The 16968-nt window shown below is 46.3% G+C and carries 10 protein-coding genes; 1 reads left to right on the plus strand and 9 read right to left on the minus strand.

What is annotated here, in order from left to right; translation table 11 throughout:
- Positions 1 to 9: 9 nt before the first annotated feature.
- Positions 10 to 999 (minus strand): stage II sporulation protein M, encoded by a 990-nt coding sequence (locus OGH69_RS05355; RefSeq protein WP_265173421.1) that lies wholly within the window; start codon positions 997 to 999, stop codon positions 10 to 12.
- 21 nt (positions 1000 to 1020) lie between these two features.
- On the opposite strand from OGH69_RS05355, the gene OGH69_RS05360 reads away from it, so the two are divergent.
- Complete coding sequence (locus OGH69_RS05360; RefSeq protein WP_265173422.1) at positions 1021 to 1767, plus strand: RDD family protein; 747 nt, start codon at positions 1021 to 1023, stop codon at positions 1765 to 1767.
- A gap of 8 nt (positions 1768 to 1775) precedes the next feature.
- Here OGH69_RS05360 and OGH69_RS05365 read toward each other — a convergent pair whose 3' ends face one another.
- From OGH69_RS05365 to OGH69_RS05400, 8 genes are all read right to left on the minus strand, one after another.
- The gene (locus tag OGH69_RS05365; RefSeq protein WP_265173423.1) at positions 1776 to 2423 is read right to left on the minus strand and encodes a hypothetical protein; all 648 of its coding nucleotides are present in this window, start codon (positions 2421 to 2423) and stop codon (positions 1776 to 1778) included.
- A gap of 74 nt (positions 2424 to 2497) precedes the next feature.
- Positions 2498 to 5860, minus strand: a complete 3363-nt coding sequence (locus OGH69_RS05370; RefSeq protein ID WP_265173424.1) for a T9SS type B sorting domain-containing protein — start codon at positions 5858 to 5860, stop codon at positions 2498 to 2500.
- A 33-nt stretch (positions 5861 to 5893) separates the two neighbouring features.
- Positions 5894 to 9319 carry a T9SS type B sorting domain-containing protein gene (locus OGH69_RS05375; RefSeq protein ID WP_265173425.1) on the minus strand — a complete coding sequence of 1142 codons (3426 nt, stop codon included), beginning with the start codon at positions 9317 to 9319 and terminating at the stop codon, positions 5894 to 5896.
- A gap of 311 nt (positions 9320 to 9630) precedes the next feature.
- Complete coding sequence (locus OGH69_RS05380) at positions 9631 to 11922, minus strand: T9SS type B sorting domain-containing protein (RefSeq protein WP_265173426.1); 2292 nt, start codon at positions 11920 to 11922, stop codon at positions 9631 to 9633.
- 19 nt (positions 11923 to 11941) lie between these two features.
- The gene (locus tag OGH69_RS05385) at positions 11942 to 12784 is read right to left on the minus strand and encodes an ABC transporter permease (RefSeq protein WP_265173427.1); all 843 of its coding nucleotides are present in this window, start codon (positions 12782 to 12784) and stop codon (positions 11942 to 11944) included.
- 2 nt (positions 12785 to 12786) lie between these two features.
- Positions 12787 to 13692, minus strand: coding sequence for an ABC transporter ATP-binding protein (locus OGH69_RS05390; protein ID WP_265173428.1), 906 nt, complete (start codon positions 13690 to 13692; stop codon positions 12787 to 12789).
- Between the two features lie 152 nt (positions 13693 to 13844).
- Positions 13845 to 15704 carry a BamA/TamA family outer membrane protein gene (locus tag OGH69_RS05395; protein ID WP_265173429.1) on the minus strand — a complete coding sequence of 620 codons (1860 nt, stop codon included), beginning with the start codon at positions 15702 to 15704 and terminating at the stop codon, positions 13845 to 13847.
- 195 nt (positions 15705 to 15899) lie between these two features.
- On the minus strand, positions 15900 to 16958 hold the full coding sequence (locus tag OGH69_RS05400) for a nucleoid-associated protein (RefSeq protein ID WP_265173430.1): 1059 nt from the start codon (positions 16956 to 16958) through the stop codon (positions 15900 to 15902).
- Positions 16959 to 16968 lie beyond the last annotated feature (10 nt).

Consider the following 16968-nt stretch of genomic DNA (forward strand, 5'->3'; position numbering starts at 1 on the left):
GGTTTCGCATCAGGCTTCTTCGTGGGGCGCCGGTTGCAGGCTGTTTATTTTTCGGTTGACTTTATAAGGGTATACCAGGTAGTAGTAGGATATTGCAATGAGCGTGATGAGTATTATGGCGATGTTCAGTACCATGGGCATCTCTTTCGAATAGCGCGTTACAAAGCCTTCCAGCAGCCCCGCGCCAATGGTGAACGGCATGGTGCTGACCACAATCTTGAGCGAATCCCTGAAGCTGAGCTTGAGCGACTCAATCCTCGACCTCGTTTTCGGGAACAGTATGCCCGCGCCCAGTATTAGGCCCGCCGCGGCTTCGATCACCATGGCGAAAATTTCCATCGAGCCATGTATCCATATCCCGCGCACGCTGGCCCAAAATACCCCGCGCTCGTAAAAGAAATACTGGAACGAACCCAGCATTACGCTGTTCTGGAACAGGAATAAGGCCGTACCGATGCCCCCGGTAATCCCGGTAATGAAGAGGATGAGCCCCACTTTAAGGTTGTTGAAGGTGATGCCAAACGCCATACCCCAGTTGCCGCCGCCTTTATACACGGCTACAGGGTCGCCGTTCTCGATGTTCTGTATGGTGCGGTTCACATAGTCGTCGCCCATGATGAGCCTTGCAAACGAATCGTCGTGCGCTGCCGATATGGCCCCGATGGCTGTAAAGGCGATGAAAAGCAGGAATGCATACAGCACATACCGCCTGTTGCGGTATACTATAAGCGGTACTTCGGTGGTAAAAAAGTATACCAGGCGGTTGGTTTCCTCGCGCTTGGTCTTGTATATCTTCTGGTAGGTTATGGAAGCAAGGTGGTTGAGGTATACAACTGTCTTGCTTTTAGGGTAATAGGTGCGTGCGTAGGCAAGGTCGTTCACCAAATGGATGTACAGGCTTGCCAGGTCGTCAGGATTTTTTTTAGATTTACCAAAAATAGCCTGCTCAAATTCAAGCCATTTTTCTTTATTTTGTTTTATAAAGGCGACCTCTCTCATAAGAATGCTAAAATATAAAATATGTCAGAACTTTCTATTACGACAACACAAAATGTCGACATAAATTTCAGGACGGCCACCACGGGTGAGCGTATGCTGGCCTACCTGATCGATTTTGTGATATGGGTTGCCTATTACTTTGTGGTTGACATCATATTCAGCATGACCGGATTTGATGATTACATCAGTACCCTCGATTACTGGTCGGGCAATGCCATTTATGTCTTTTTCGGGTTGCCGGTATTCCTGTACACACTTATTTTCGAAACGTTTATGGACGGGCAGACACCCGGGAAGCGCCTGATAAAGATCAAAGTGATAAAGATTGACGGCTACCAGGCAGGTTTTGGCGACTACCTGATGCGCTGGATCTTCAGGATTGTTGAGGTAACGCCGCCATTCGGCTTTCTGTTCATAGGGCTGATTACCATGGCTGTCAACAAAAAAACACAGCGCCTGGGCGACATGGCCGCGGGAACTGCTGTCATTTCGCTTAAAAACGACATCACCATCAACCATACCATCCTCAAGGAAATCAACGATGCCTATGTGCCGTTATATCCGTTGGTGATAAGGCTCTCCGATAACGACGTCCGAATCATTAAGGAAACATACGAAACCAGCCTGAAATCTACTGATTTTGCCATGATTGCCAAATTACAAAAGAAAATTGAGGATGTAACGGGCATCAAATCCGTTTCTGCCAATGCCACCGCTTTTGTAGATACCGTACTGAATGATTATAATTTCTATACGCAGCGGATGTAGCCGAATGCTTAATTGTCAGCGTAAGCCCAGTCAATAAACGGATAGTCGTTGATGTCTAAGCCGGGGGCATTCTCATTTCCCGTGAATAGCCGAAGGAAAACCAACTGATTTTTTGTTTTCCTCTTTAGGATGTTTCCGTCTTTTCGTTTAATAAGTACGTGGCTAATGGTCATTCCGTCATAAGTGAACGGCGCGTAAGGCTTGACCAGCAGCCAGTTTTTTTCCTGGCTAAAATCTATCCTTGTATTTACAACCCCCTCTAAAGGTAAAATGCCTTCCATGCTCCCTTCACGAAATTCGTGTATCCGTACGATTTGCCCAACGGCTTTGGCTGCCTCGAGGGATTTTATAAAGACCAGCATTCCGATGGCTAAAACATTAACGTAAATTCCGGTTTCGTTAAATGTCATGCCCAATGTAAAGTTGAATACCTGTGACAGGTCAAGATAAGGAGGGATGATAACGATTTGCGCAATGATCCACGCATATAGTATTTTAGAAGCAAAAGGATTACCTGCAAAATACATGATCCCACCAACTATTCCGGCCAACGACACTATACTTGAAAGCTCTAAAGGATTGAATAGGTTAGCGATACTTAGGATCAACGCAATTACCGGTAGTATGCTTTCGGGTGCAAGGAATTGTTTTTTCATTTAAAGGACAAGAATTTATTTTTACGTTTGAGTGAAGCTCAATCTGAAATCTACAATCTGAAATCTACAATTTTCTACCGAATCAGCGAAAAATGCCCCTTTACCGTCCTGCCGTCATCAAGGGCTACGACATACCAGTAGTCTGTTGAGGGCAGCGGATAGCCGTTGTATATGCCGTCCCAGCCTTTACCTTTGGGATTGACGTCGGCGAGAAGCTTGCCGTAACGGTCAAAAATATGGATTTTGCTGTTCTCATAAAACAGCGCATTCACACCGATGATGTTCCAGGTATCGTTGATGCCGTCGCCATTCGGGGTAAAAAATTTAGGCACCGCCAGTACTGATACGCCATAGGGCTTCACGCCGCAACCGTTGGTATCGTATATATAAACCGTATGGATGCCTGCATCCACATCGTCAAAAAAGTTCGATTCCTGCCATGGCCCGTTAGGTGAGTCCAGGCTATACAGGTAAGTGGTCTGCACGTTGTTGCCGGGGTGCACGAAAATGGTAATCGTGTTGTTGTCGCTCAGTTCTTCTACAATCACATCGTCTACTACCGCAAGGTCCGAAGGGGCAACCGTTATCGTACGCACCTTGGAACAAGCCGAAATGTTGGTGATATTGGTTACTTCCACAGTGTATGTTCCCGGCTGGTTCACAAAGATGGTGTGCGTCGTTTCGCCTGTCGACCATGCAAAAGCATAGTTTTGGAGGTTTAACAGCACGCCTGCGCTTATGGGTACAAAATCATGGGTGTTGAGGCATACTATCGCAGTATCGTCAATATCAATGTCAGGCAGCGGGCGCACGATAAGGTCAATGGGCTGAAGGGCAGCACACTCGTTGTTCACTTCTACACGCGCATACACGGTTTGAGCATTGGCAATGGTATTGGTATACAGCGACGGTATGGCATTTTGTTCCAACAATGCATCAACCACTGCCGGATAGTAAATAACGCTGTTGGTACCGTCTTCAAGGCCAAGGGCAGTAAGGTCAAATTCGGCAAATCCGTCTTCGGTGCCGTCATCATCGCAGCGTTCCATTGGAACAGGCGGAAGAATATCAGTGGTGACCCTCAGCGTTACCGGTAAAATGCGATAGCATCCGGTAGCTGTAACAATCACCCGCGCAGCAATGGTTTGCGGGTTTGAGGTGTTGTTATAGGCACCCACAATCTCGTTTGTGCCATCTCCGGCATCGGTAACAGTAGGGTAGTAACGCACCATGAGGCCTGCGTCGCCGTTGGTTAATTGTGAATCTGCCTGGGTGAGGTTAAAAATATTAGCGCCATCGGGGTTCAGGCATTGCACCAGCTCTGTTCCCATGACCACATCAGGAAGCGGATTGACAATAAGTGTTACAGGCAATACCGTAACACAATTTGTAAAAGTAGTATGCACCATGCGGGCATATACCACCTGCGCATCCCTTATTGTATTGTAGAACTGTGCCGGGAGGGTGCTGGCTGCGCCGTTATTGGCTGCGGTTTCATTCGCATAATAGGTGGTGGTAAAGTTGGCAGTGTCCTGAACCAGCGCCATAGTGACGGCTTGTAAATCGAAAGTCGCCCTGCCGTTGGTATCGTTCCCGTCGGCATCGTCATCACAAATGGCATATTCTGTAGCATTCATAACGGGGGCGCCCGTTACCGCTATGTCAAATGAAGTCGTAGCATAGCATTTATTGTTGCCCCTTTGGTGAACACGCGCAAATATGGTTTGCGGGTTTGAAGTATTGGTATAGGTTGTGCCGTTCAGCGCATTGGTATTTTCATCGGCATTTTGCTGTGACGTGAAATAGCGCACCTCAAATGCTGCCGGGTTTTGTGTGCCAAGGACAGAAGCATTGTTCGCCGAAAGGTTGAATATTTCAAACCTGTCGTTTTCAGGGTCACATTCATTGAGCGGCGGCGCAGTGTTTGCGGCAGGTATCCCATATATGGTGACTTCCTGCGGTATCGTATATACATCGGCAAGGTTAGTAATAGTAGCCACCACCGAATAAACACCCGGCGCTGCATATATATGGGTAGGGGCAAGCTCTGTTGACGCCGGTGTGGCATCCCCGAAATCCCAGGAGATCGTTTGAAAGTCGCCCAACGCATTTAGTGTAAAATGTGTAGTGTCTCCAAGGCAGGTGTGTTCGGCCAAAATACTGGCAGAAAATAAAGAAGTTATGAACGGCGGCAGCCCAAAAATGGCAAACCCGTTGAAGCCGAGATTCACACCTCCGGGCTCAAAGTCACAGGATACCCCGTCTTCTTCAGGCAGGTGAATGATGTCCAGGGCCGGCTGGCCGTTTACGGCTATGTATATCTTGCTGTTGGGCCCCAGTTGAAGTGCGCTTGCGGTACTGGAATTGTTAGTAATGAAAATTTCGGAAGCAGGAATATTAGCTGCTTCGAGGTTGTATTGGTGCAGTCCTGCAGCGTGCGAAGGGCTTGCATCATAAGCCACATAAAGTTTTTTCGATTTTGCCGAGAATTCAAGCCCATAGGGCACGGTATTGTTACTTATCTGGATGGCATTGGAAACAACCCCTGTTCCGTTGTTGAAGTCGTATAGATAAACCGTCCCGTTTTGGGCGTTGCTGCCCGCTATGTTTCCGCGTTGATTATGGGCAATGGCTATCTTTTTCCCATTTGGAGAGGCCTTAATGTACCCGATTGCATTCCGCCTGTATCCTTCAGTGCCCACAACAGGGTTTATTTGGGTAATTACAGGGGTAGCATTTACGCCGTTTTCGTCCACAAAAAAGGAATAAAACCTGTCAACGAATTGTGTTACCACCCAAAAGCCGGTACCGGTATTGTTCTTTACGGCAGTAATCTTTTCTGAGCATTTATATTTTATCTCTTCAGGATTGGCAGGGTTGTAGGTTACCAAATGCACGTTTCGTGTTACCACGTCGCCTATGCTGCCATTAGCACCCGTAACCGAAAGATCAACCACCGAATAGTTCAGGCCGTTATTGAATCCGTCATCCGTCTCAGGTACGCCTAATCCGGTATCGGAATAGACGCCATTGAATTGCGCAGGGTACACTGCCGCATTTTCATGGTGCGGCTCGTCTACCGTAAAAATATAGTAAATGTTGGGGTCGCCTTTTTTAGGAACAATGATGCCCGACTGTGTGCTAGAAGGGTCGCCCATCAGGCCCGTACCGGCATTGTAATTGCCGTTGGGCATTTTCAGGTGGTTGCGGTCCCACACGTTACGGCCATCGGTATAAAAAAGCAGGTTGCCGTCAGCATCAGATATAACGCTGCAGCCTTCGTTGGTATCCATTTGCCCGTCAGACAATGCTACCACCGAGCCGTTATCAAGAAAGCGGATGCCGGCAAACCGGCCAAAATACCAGTTATTAGCTTCTTTTTGGGAAAAAGCATTCAGTGAGAAAAAGAACAAAAACAGGGGTATAATTTTATTCATAACAGGGCATTGAACCTCCAAAAGTATTTAATTTTATCGAACCATGGCAAAGTGGCCTTTTATTTTTCGGCCGTTGGCAAAAACAATCTCAAACCAGTAATCGGTAGAAGGGAGCCTCTCGCCATTATAGGTTCCGTCCCAGCCGGGTTCCTTTCCCCTGTAGCTTTTAATGAGCTTTCCATAACGGTCAAAGATGTTCACTATGGCATCGGGAAAAAAGTAAATGAATACCACGTTCCATACTTCGTTGATCCCATCACCATTTGGGGTAAAGAATTTAGGGTAGTTAAGTATCGGTATTTGTTCCGTCACGCTGCTGCACCCGTCTTTTGATTGTATGTAAAGCGTGTACACCCCGGGCACGAGACCGTCGAAAAAGGTCGCGTCCGAAAACGTCCTGCCATCCAGTGAAAACTCATAGTTGGCCACGTCTGCACTTGCCATCATTACAGCAATGCTGTTCGAATATGCGGTAAAGTCTGTAATTTCAGTTGTATAGGTAATTTCAGGTATGCTCAGCACACCGATTGTAAAGGATGTAATGCCGTAGCCGTAGCATCCGGAAATGTTCTCCAGCCTTGCCCATACCGTTTCGGTAAGATAGGGCTGTTGGTTTTCATACAGGTTGGACAGCGGGTTTATTTCATCAATAGCATCCTGCTCGGAGGCATAATAGGTCACTACGCTATTATTGTTGCCATTTTTAATGTATTCATCATTTTGAGCGAGGTCAAACTGCCTTATGCCATTCCTTTCGGTATCGCAAAGTTCCATGTTTTCAGGCTCGCCTGTCGGGAGGCTGTAATCGATGCTCAGGACTACGCTGTCGGTAACATAACACCCCGTTGCGCTGTAGGCCATCCTGATGTAAACGGTTTGCGGATTTGCGGTATTTATAAATGCCTCAGGATTGTCAATTGCGTTGCCGCCCAATGCCAGGTCGGCAGGGTCGGTATGGTAGGTTATTGAAATTCCGGTCTGTGTCCCTGTAAGCATCTCCTCAAAAACACTGAGGTCAAAATCGGTAATTGCGTCATGAGTGCCATCGTCATCACATTGCGCTATTTCAAGAGGTGTGCCTATCGGGAACTCATTGCTGCGCATCGGCTGGGGCAGCGGGTTTACACCAATTGCAAATGATGTTATGCCATACCGGAAGCAGGCATCCGTACTTTCCAGGCGTGCCCATAGGGTTTGTGGTACATTTGGTTGCAGGTTTTGGTAATTTGCAGGCAATGGGTTGATTTCATCCTCTGCATCCTGCTGTGAGGCATAATAGGCAACCGATGTGTTGGCCTGCCCGTTGCGTATTGCATTGTCATTTTGCGTAAGGGCAAACACAGCAAAACCATCACCATCCTCGTCGCACAGCGAAAGCGGCATTGGGGTGCCGGTTGGCAAATCCGTATCCACCTTCAATGTAAGCGATTCGATGACAAAACACCCTGTTGCAGTTGAAGTCATGCGCATGAACACTGTTTGAGGGTTGGAAACATTTACATACGATTCCGGGATGTCAATGTCGTTCACACCGTTCAATGCATCATTATAGTCGGTATAGTAAGTAAGTGCCACGCCTGTTTGCGTACCTGTAAGCATCCCTTCATATTGGGTAAGGTCAAAGTCGGTAAAACCGTCATCAATGCCATCGTCGTCGCAGCTATTAATTTCAAGCGGCGCTTCGGGCGGAAAATCAGGATTGCGCATCATTTGCGGCAGGGGATAAATTTCGATATCAAAGGAAGTTATGCCATAACGGTAGCATCCCTGTGTTGTTTCCAGCCGTGCCCAAATGGTTTGCGTGCTGTCCGCCGCCTGGTTCTGATACGGCACAGGGAGCATGTTTACTTTGTTTTGCGCATCTTCTGCCGAGCTGTAATAGGTTACAGTGGTGTCAGGAAAGTCATTGGCTATGGCTTCGGTGTTCAGCGAAAGGTCAAATTCCCCAACGCCATCGCCATCAAGGTCGCACAGCTCCAGTTTTTCGGGTTCGCCAACCGGCATGGAATAATCGATCCTGAGGGTTAGTGGCTCAAAAACATAACACCCGGTAATCGGATTCGACATCCGTATGTACACTGTCTGCGGATTGGATGTATTTACGTAGCTTAATGGACCGGCTATGGAATTGCTCCCGATTTCTGCATTATCAGCGCTTGTATGATAGGTAAACTGCATGCCGGTTTGCGTGCCTGTCAGCATAGGTTCATAAACGGTAAGGTCAAATGCGGTAGCATTATCCCAGTTTTCATCACATTCGGTTATTTCCAAAGGCATACCTTCAGGAAACTCATCCGAATGCATCATTTCAGGATTGGGGAATACAGTAATGGTAAAGGGTACAAATGCAAAACGGTAGCATCCGCTTGTAGTTTCAACCCTTGCCCATATCGTTTCGAGTGTATAGGGCACCTGGTTTTGGTACAGGTTGGGCAGGGGTGAGTTTTCATTCTGCGCATCGTTAAATGATGCATAATATACAACCTCGGTATTTTCAAAGCCATTGCTTATCGGAGCTGCTGTTTGTATAAGGTTAAATTCCCTTATGCCGGTGCCATCCAGGTCGCACAGGGATATGTTTGCAGGTACCCCTGTCGGAAAGCTTGTGTTTACCCAAATATCCATAGTTTGGGTGCTGTAGCATCCTGTAACCGGATTAGTCATCCGCATGTATATGGTTTGCGGGTTAGCAGTGTTCAAATAGGCCCCGGGGTTTTCAAGAGGGTCATCGCCTGTAAGCATGCCATTGCTGTCGGTGTGGTAGGTGATTTCAACATCCGTTTGAGGGCCTATGAACATTTCCTCAAATACTGTAAGGTCGAAGGTTGTGAATCCGTCGGTGACACCATCGTCATCACACTCCATGATTTCCAGAGCAATGTTATCAGGGTTGAGGAATTCCGGAATGCTATGAAAGGTAGCTGTTCCGGTCCATTCAATCGAAAAATTGGCTTCACCATGAGGCCTGTCGATAACAAGGTAATAAATGTCGTCATCATTTACATCCATCCATCGTATATAGGCATTGCCATCCGGACCCGGCCCTTCAGACACGTCGGTTTCTGTCCCGTTCATCCCCGTGTCGTTAAAGGTTAGCCCGGCCGCACCGGGATTAGTGGTCGAACAGCGGATTGCAGTTCCCAGCGCCCCACAGGTTGCATTGGGGCCGTATATCCAGAAATCAAAATCCACAACAAGATTATCGCTTTCAGGTGTCAGTATAAAACCAAGGGTGCCGCCGTCCTTTATAAGTATTTTGAGCCAAAGGCTGTTATGCTCCTGGCTGGAACAGGCATTGTTGAAGTCAATTTCCTGCACACCGATACCTGTGGCATTGAGCCCGGTATAATTGGCATTCCCGCATACTATTATCGCATCCGGGCAATCCGTTTGGGCGATGGCGTATGAAAAGGGAACGAGGAGAAACGCCACCAGCAATATCCTGAGGGTAACTTTCACAGCATTCGGTGTTAATTTTTTTATAAATTTAGTAAAAACTATTGTAGAACAGCAAAATAGCCCCAAATTTTATCCATATCCTGATCTCAGGAAGATAAAAAAACTTCATAGCAAAAAGTAAAGGCGCAATACTACTGTCCCAAATGGCATCATCGATACCGGGCAATTTTTTTTTGTAAATATAAACTGTAACTTGCGGCTTTACCAAATCTTTAAGTGCTTTTTACACACCGGATTACTATTTGGCGGTTCCTGTTTAGGAAGAGTGCATTCTGGTCGAGAAAAAAATGATAATTAAGCAAGAAGTGTTCTTACCTTATCATGGAAAAATGGCCCCTTACTTTTTTTCCATTTTCCAGTTCTATCAAAAACCAGTAGTCAGTAGCAGGCAGGGGAGCACCGTTATAGGTTCCGTCCCATCCCTGATCATTGCCACTGAAACCTGTTATGATCTTTCCATAGCGATCGAAAACGGTTACAAAAATACCGGGACGGTTGTAGCTGAACGGTATCCTCCATATATCGTTGATGCCGTCGCCATTGGGCGTAAAGAATAGCGGATAGTCCAGCACAACAACACTTTGCCGGTATACCGGTCCGCAACCGTTAACATCACGGATGTAGACAATGTACACTCCTGATGCCAAATGGCTGAACACCGGGCTTTCCTGCCAGTCGTTTCCGTTGAGTGAATATTCATACGTTCCAATGCCTACCGGCAAAACGGTAACAGCATTGTCATTTCCGGTAAAGTCTTTTATGTCAAAATCAGCACCCGTGGCCCGGCCTGACGGAATTACGGTAAATGTTTTACTGCCCTCGCAACCGAAGCTGTTGGTTACTGTCACTGTATAAGTGCCGGGCTCGTCGACAGTTATTGTCCGGGTGGTTTGTACCGGGTTGGTATCCCAGCTGTACGAACTGTAAGCCCCGGCATCAAGGGTAATATCGGCAACATCATCACACAATATCACTTCCTCATCGGCAAAAGCATCCCCGAATGAATGGACAATAAGGCGTACTTCGGCAATACCATAGCAATCGCTGCCGCTGTTGATGCGGGCATAAACAATTTGTTCATCTTCAACCGTATTGCTGAAGTTTGAAGCATCTGTCACCGGATTGGCAAATGTAAGTGCATCGCTATATGATGTGTAGAACTTTACCTGCAATCCTGCTGGGAGGGATGCCAGTATTTCGGTTTCGGCTGTGGTAAGGTCAAAATGGAAAAGGCCGTCATCGGTACCATCGGTATCGCATTCTTCTAACGGGGTTGGGTCAGCCACCGTATTGTTGGACACCGCAAGCGTTACCGATGCAATGCCCGTACAGTCGAAATTGTTGCGTAATACTACATATATTGTCTGTCCGGCACTTGTGTTCTCATAAGCACTAATGTTGGCGATTGGGCCGGAACCGTCAGCGTTCAGATAATAGCCTACAACCGAGAGGTTCGGATCGCCATTTACGGCCAGTTGGCCGGCCTGCCCGAGATTGAATGTTGTAAAGCCGTCGTTATCTTCATCGCATTGCAGCAACGTATAGTTGCCCAGTAAAAGCGGGGCAGCATATTCAAGGCGTATCTGGCCGGTAGTGGTACAGGTTGGGCCAAAGCTTACCTCCACGGTATAATCACCTGTGGCTGTCACATTATAAGTTGCACCGGTCGCCCCCGGAATAGGGTTTGTGCCGTTGTACCATTGCCATGCCGTAGCTCCATTAAAATTGGCATCCAGTTCAAAGGTTTCGCCGCTGCACAGCGGGTTGCCGGCAGCAATAAGCCTGTCGGGTCCAATGTCCAGCGTCGCGCTAAAGCTGCCACCCCCAAGGAATATGGCTGAATCATACAGGTTGTTGCCCTGGTCGGCAATAACAAGTTTTATATGATAGGTTTGCCCGGCCTCCACATCCGATTCGGCTGTGAGTATAACCGTTTGCCCGTTAAAGTTTATCGGCGAATTAGAGGGATTAAACTGGTCAAAGTATTGTTCGTTTGCCGCGGGGCATACGCCCTGGCCGCGTACAGTGTTTACCCTGACAGGGGTGTTGGTTCCGGGTACGACGGCAAGGTTGGTATAGGCACCGGTACTATTAGCCTTCTTCAGCAAAAAGGCAAAACCATCAGTATAGTTGCACTGGTTCGGAGAGTTGATGCTGGTAAGGTATTGCTCCGAAGCAAAAATGTAATCGAAACTGATGTGGCTGGTATAGGGCGTAAAGTCAAATTCCAGCACCGTCGCATTAATGGTACCGTTTACGCCAAGAGCCTGCTCCAGGTCGGCATCGCCACCCCAAGACGTGTTGCCTTCGCTTAAAAGTGAATTGTTGGGCCCCGGTGCCGATGCTGCAAATCCGGTACTCAGGATGATGCCATTGGCAAAGGGGAAAGAGGATGCCCCGGCTGTAAAGTAGCCAAAGCTAGGGCCTCCGGCTCCGCCTGTCCACCCGTTTACCACTACATTGGTAACCTGGGCGCATGAATTGCTCACAAGCGCATCTGCCAGCTGTTGTGCGGTATAATTGTCGTTTACCTGTATGTTTTGTGCCGATGCCATGCCACCAACAAGTGACAGCGCAAAGAATAAAGCGAGTCGTTTCACCATAGCACCGGCAAAGATACTATTACAAATCCCTCTTTTTCAAAATTCTGTACGACATTAACATAAAGAATGCTATCCAGAAGATTACAATCGCAGCTTCGTACCAGTGTACGCCATAAAACTTGACTTCCGCAGCTGTTTGGCTTACCTGGGTTTCAATAGCACGATAGGCTTCAAAGCGGCTGATAGGTTCTTTTATGAGGTTGTACATCGATTCGAGAGGAAAAAAACCAATCACTTTTTCGGTAAGTTCAGCATCCTTGAGCACATACCATCTTAGCAACAGGTGAATGATTTTCTCTACAATCCACCATACAAACACAAAACCTATGGCAAAAGCCGACCTGCGCACCAGTATGCCCGTAAATAAACAGAAAGAGAAAAAGGCAGTAAGTTTAAGGAAAAATCCGCCTATATGGTCGAGGCCCGAGAATACTATCGAAGCTTCATCATAGGATGAAAAGCTGTATCCCAATAAAAGCGACAACAGGAAAATGAACACAGTAGATGCGAGCGCAAACACGACAACCGTAAGGAATTTTGTTTTGATGAACTCCTCTTTGCTCAAACCGTCAATCAGGTTTTGTTTCAGTGTACCATAGGTATATTCGTTAGCCATCATCGATACGATTACCACAGCAAGGAAAAACTTGAGTATGGAGGCGATAAAGGTATTAAAATGCCAGATATACGGGAAGTTGAAAATACCCTGGTCGGCCAGGCGGAATTCAACGCCAAAAAGCGTGAACTTGATGGATGCCATAAGGGCTATAAAGGATAGCAGGATAAAATAGGTCAGGATTAAAATCCTGCTGGCGCGGTTTTGCCACAATTTTTGAAATTCTATAGATAAAAGGCGTTTCATGGCTAAATTTCTTTTGATTGGTTAGTAAGTTGCAGGAACTGTTCTTCGAGGCTGTGTGTCCGTTTAACGAGGTGGCTCAATGTAATTCCGTTGGAAAACAGGTAGCGGTTTAGTTCCGCCGGCTCCAGCGGAGCGGAAAGGTAGGCCGTAAGTTTACCTTCATTATCCTCAACACTGCTTACTGCAGGATGTTTTTCCATTAGTTGAGTGAGTGCTTCCTGGTTTTCTGCCTGTAGTTCGAAAAAACCTTCACTGTTTAACATGCCATGAACTGTGCCATCGTACAATTTTATCCCGTGGCGCAAAACAACCACATGGCTGCATACTTTTTCCACTTCGTCCAAAAGGTGCGACGCCAGCAGGATGGTTGTGCCCTGCGAAGCGATGAGCCTGATGATGTCGCGTATCTGGCGGATGCCCTGTGGGTCGAGGCCGTTGGTAGGTTCGTCGAGTATCAGTATTTCGGGGTCGTTGAGCAGGGCAGAGGCTATGGCAAGGCGCTGCTTCATGCCCAGTGAAAAGGTTTTGAACTTGCTGTCCTTTCGTTCCCAAAGGCCAACCAGTGTGAGCTTTTCTTCGATTTTATTGTAAGATGTTCCCTTTATTTTGCATACCAGCTTCAGGTTGTCATAAGCCGACATATAGGGATAGAAATTGGGGCGCTCTATAATAGCACCTACTTTTTTAAGGGCCTCATGGGTTTCAAGCTGCCCGCCGAACCAGCTGTAAGAGCCGGAAGTTTTGTTCACGACGCTCAGGATGATGCCCAGCGTGGTTGATTTTCCGCTGCCATTAGGGCCGAGTATGCCGTATACATTCCCTTTTTTAATCTCAAAGGATACATTGTTTACTGCATCCACCCTGCCAAACCTTTTGTCGAGGTTGTTGATGGTTAAAATGGTTTCCAAAATAATTGATTTATCGGTTGTATAAGTAGGACGACGTTACAATTGTTTTGTTACCGTAAATGTGAAAAAAGATTTTTTAGGATGGAGAAAGATAATAGATAATAGATGAGAGATGAAAGACGAATAGAAAATAGAAAATAGAAAATAGAAATTTACTCATAAGGCACCACCGCAGGCTTGCCAATCTGGAAATCTGGTAATGCTATGTCGGTATTTTTAAACGTATTGTTTTTAAAAATGCTGTCCCCTTCACCCGGTATACTTGGATAGTAGGCAAATGAAACCTGAAAGCTGTTAAAAACAAGGTAGTCGTTATAAACAAGAAGCCCTATTCCTACTTTGCTGTACAGCCTGCTTTCATAGAGCTTGTGCTGCTCATCACCTATGACACCCAGTGTAACATTAGCAAAAGGGTTGAGGCGGAATCCAAAAAGGGTCCATGGGGAGTAGCCTTGTGTCTGCAATGTAAGGAGCGCTTTTTTAGTACCTAGGAGCGTCCGGCTGTTAAAGCCCATTATTCCGGTATCGCCATTAAGGCTCAGTTGGTCGGTAATGATGGGGAATCGGTTGTCGCCAAGTACGATAACCGGTTTGATAAAATGACGGAACCGCCATTCACCCCATTCTTTAATATCGGTAAAATAGAGGCCTTCCAGCTTGAGGGTGGTTTGGTCAGTACGATTACCGTAAAAGAAAGATCCCAGCTCTACATTAGCGCTCATAAAGCCCCAGTCATAGTAGTTACCAAACGCATATCGTCCGCCCAGGTAGAGCCGTCGTTCCCAATTCTTGTCCTGCATTCCTGCAGTTAGGGAATAGACTTTACCTATCGGGATATCCTCAACAATATCGTAATTAAACAGAAATTTGTCCTGTACGAATTTTCGCGATGTGATACCTATGCTTGCCAGATACAGCTTTTCATCAGAATAAAATCCTATGGAGTCAAATTCCACGGTAGGCTGTTCTTTATAATGCTGGTTAAAAAAGCGTCCCGTAGTTACCAGCCTTGTAGTTCGTTCTTCCTCGCTATCTCCTTTGTAGATTTTCCAGGAGTAGCCCGCCCAGTAATCCTGCGCATCCGAACGGTAGTCTTGCATTGACCATTCCAGGTTGGCATTGGGAAGTGAATCCCGCTCGAGCCGCGACTCAAAATACACGCCGCCTGCCCACTTGGTGTAGGCCGAGAAGAAGTTGCGCTGTACCCCCACGCTTTTTAGTGAGTTGTCGCTTTTCCATATCTGGTAATTAACGGTGGTGTTGATGTAGGTATTCATAATATTCGGTATCGTGTACCGGGCCAGATACCCTGTCTGGCCGCTATCAAAACGTTTGTCGAATTCGTTCCGGAATTCGTGTCCCAATCCCATGAAATTTCTTTCTGTCAGCTCTAATGATGTACCCGAACTCGATGCAGAACCATTTGGTATAAGGCTCCATGAGTCCAGAACACGTATGTCTACATCTACAGAATCTTTACTTCCGGGAATGGGTACAGGGCGTATGGTAACACGCCTTACATAGCGCTGGCTTCGTATCAAACGTTCCGATTCCTGCACAAGCAGTGAGTCTAAAGGCTGATTGCGCTTAAACAACAGCAGGTTTTTTACAGCAAGTACTTTAGTTTTTAGGTGGATACCGTTTCCGAACTTTTCGAGCCAGGCTTCGGGTTTTTGCGTTGTGTCATTGATGGAATAGCCAAATGGGTCGAGTGTTTCAACATTGATGTTCCGTACAATCCTGCCTTCAAATTTAGTGTAATTGATGGTCATTTCAGGTGTACGGCTTTTGGTCTTTTTGCGTCGCTGGGAGAGTTCTTGCTTTTTGACGGGCTTAAAAATAAGCTTGTGTATAAATTTGGTGAAGTTTTTCCGCTTGGAAAAGTTTTCAATATTTTTATACATCTTGTCCTGCTTCTCCTTTACGGTGTCTTTTTGTACAGGAACCTGCGCCGCCACAGGGGCAACGGCAATGAATGCCAATAGCAGCAGCAATTTAAATTTTAAGGCCATCCCTGTTTAAGCGAAATATTCGTGAAAATTAGGAAATATAAACCTAACAAAAACCTAAAATAGGCACCGTTAGTATATTTTACGAAGGATTTAACAGCAAAAAAGAGGCCGGAGGAAGTTTATTTGTTGATGGGATTATTTGTTGATGCGTTTAAGGGCTGTATTATCAAATAAACGCATCAACAAATAAACTAATTAACCTTTTTGTTCTTTATTGAAATATACAAGATAATAATACATCTGCTTTTCTTCGTCCCAGCCTTTTTCTACAAATTTCTCGGCGCTTTCAGGGTTAATGAAGTCGAGCTTTATCTGGATGTTGGTGTCAAGGTTGATCACGTTCTTCATTTTCCTGCGGGCATCGCTTACTGCGGCATTGGCAATAGGGAAGGAAGTTACGTCCTCAATGCTGTATTTCGGCGCTTTTTCTTCTTTATAATGCTTGAATTCAGGTATAAGGTCGGGGTTGTCCAATACCTCATTAAGGAAGCTGGTTTCTTCGAAGTCGTCGTTTTTGGCAAAGTAGTTTACCGAACGGTTCATGAACATCACTTCCTCCTTTTTATCTTCGGCAGGAAGTACCACATCCTTAGCAAAATCCTGGCAGAACTTAAGGTATTTTTTAGTAATGAAGTTTTCGTCCTGGAAGGCATCTACCGAAAGGAAGTGTTCCAGCCAGTAACGCGCATCATAGCGGTTGCTGTCGATGGTCAGTATTTTGTAGCCTTCTTCTTTTTTGTAATTGAAGATGATACAGCCCTTATCGAGCTTGTTCAGGTTGATGCCCTGCTGTAGCATGATTTCAAGGTTGCTTCCCCTTTCCTCGAATTGGAGGAAGTCGGTCTTGATCTCGCTTTTGAAAATACCTATAGCATCTACCGGGTTATTATCGATGGTAAGGTGGGTAAAATATGCGACATAAACCTCCCCGTTCTTGATATGCGGGTGGTTTGACTGCTCGAACAAGTGCTTTGTTATTTTTTTGGAAACTTCATGTACCGTCGATGGATTTGTAAATATCTCTGAGGCGAAGTTATACATGTCGTGGTAGTCCAAATGCACATCGTGGGCAAACTGGAAATAATTTTCCTCCTTGTCACGGAATGGCTTGAAGAAATATTCCTTAAGCAGCGGTACGATCTCGTCGTTAAGGCCGTATGGCTGCTCTGATAAAAATATGGCCTCGTTGCGGCTTTTGTTGCCTACGCGGTGTACTGACAGGCTTTCAATGTGAGTGTTAAACAGGTTGATCATTGTGTGAGTG

Origin of the sequence: Flavobacterium sp. MFBS3-15 (assembly GCF_026107645.2) — a bacterium.
Taxonomy (GTDB): domain Bacteria; phylum Bacteroidota; class Bacteroidia; order Flavobacteriales; family Flavobacteriaceae; genus Flavobacterium.

Bases quoted from the DNA above. Each gene is read 5' to 3' on its own strand.
- OGH69_RS05355 (WP_265173421.1), bottom strand. From the start codon at position 999: ATGAGAGAGGTCGCCTTTATAAAACAAAATAAAGAAAAATGGCTTGAA.
- OGH69_RS05360 (WP_265173422.1), top strand. From the start codon at position 1,021: ATGTCAGAACTTTCTATTACGACAACACAAAATGTCGACATAAATTTC.
- OGH69_RS05365 (WP_265173423.1), bottom strand. From the start codon at position 2,423: ATGAAAAAACAATTCCTTGCACCCGAAAGCATACTACCGGTAATTGCG.
- OGH69_RS05370 (WP_265173424.1), bottom strand. From the start codon at position 5,860: ATGAATAAAATTATACCCCTGTTTTTGTTCTTTTTCTCACTGAATGCT.
- OGH69_RS05380 (WP_265173426.1), bottom strand. From the start codon at position 11,922: ATGGTGAAACGACTCGCTTTATTCTTTGCGCTGTCACTTGTTGGTGGC.
- OGH69_RS05385 (WP_265173427.1), bottom strand. From the start codon at position 12,784: ATGAAACGCCTTTTATCTATAGAATTTCAAAAATTGTGGCAAAACCGC.
- OGH69_RS05395 (WP_265173429.1), bottom strand. From the start codon at position 15,704: ATGGCCTTAAAATTTAAATTGCTGCTGCTATTGGCATTCATTGCCGTT.
- OGH69_RS05400 (WP_265173430.1), bottom strand. From the start codon at position 16,958: ATGATCAACCTGTTTAACACTCACATTGAAAGCCTGTCAGTACACCGC.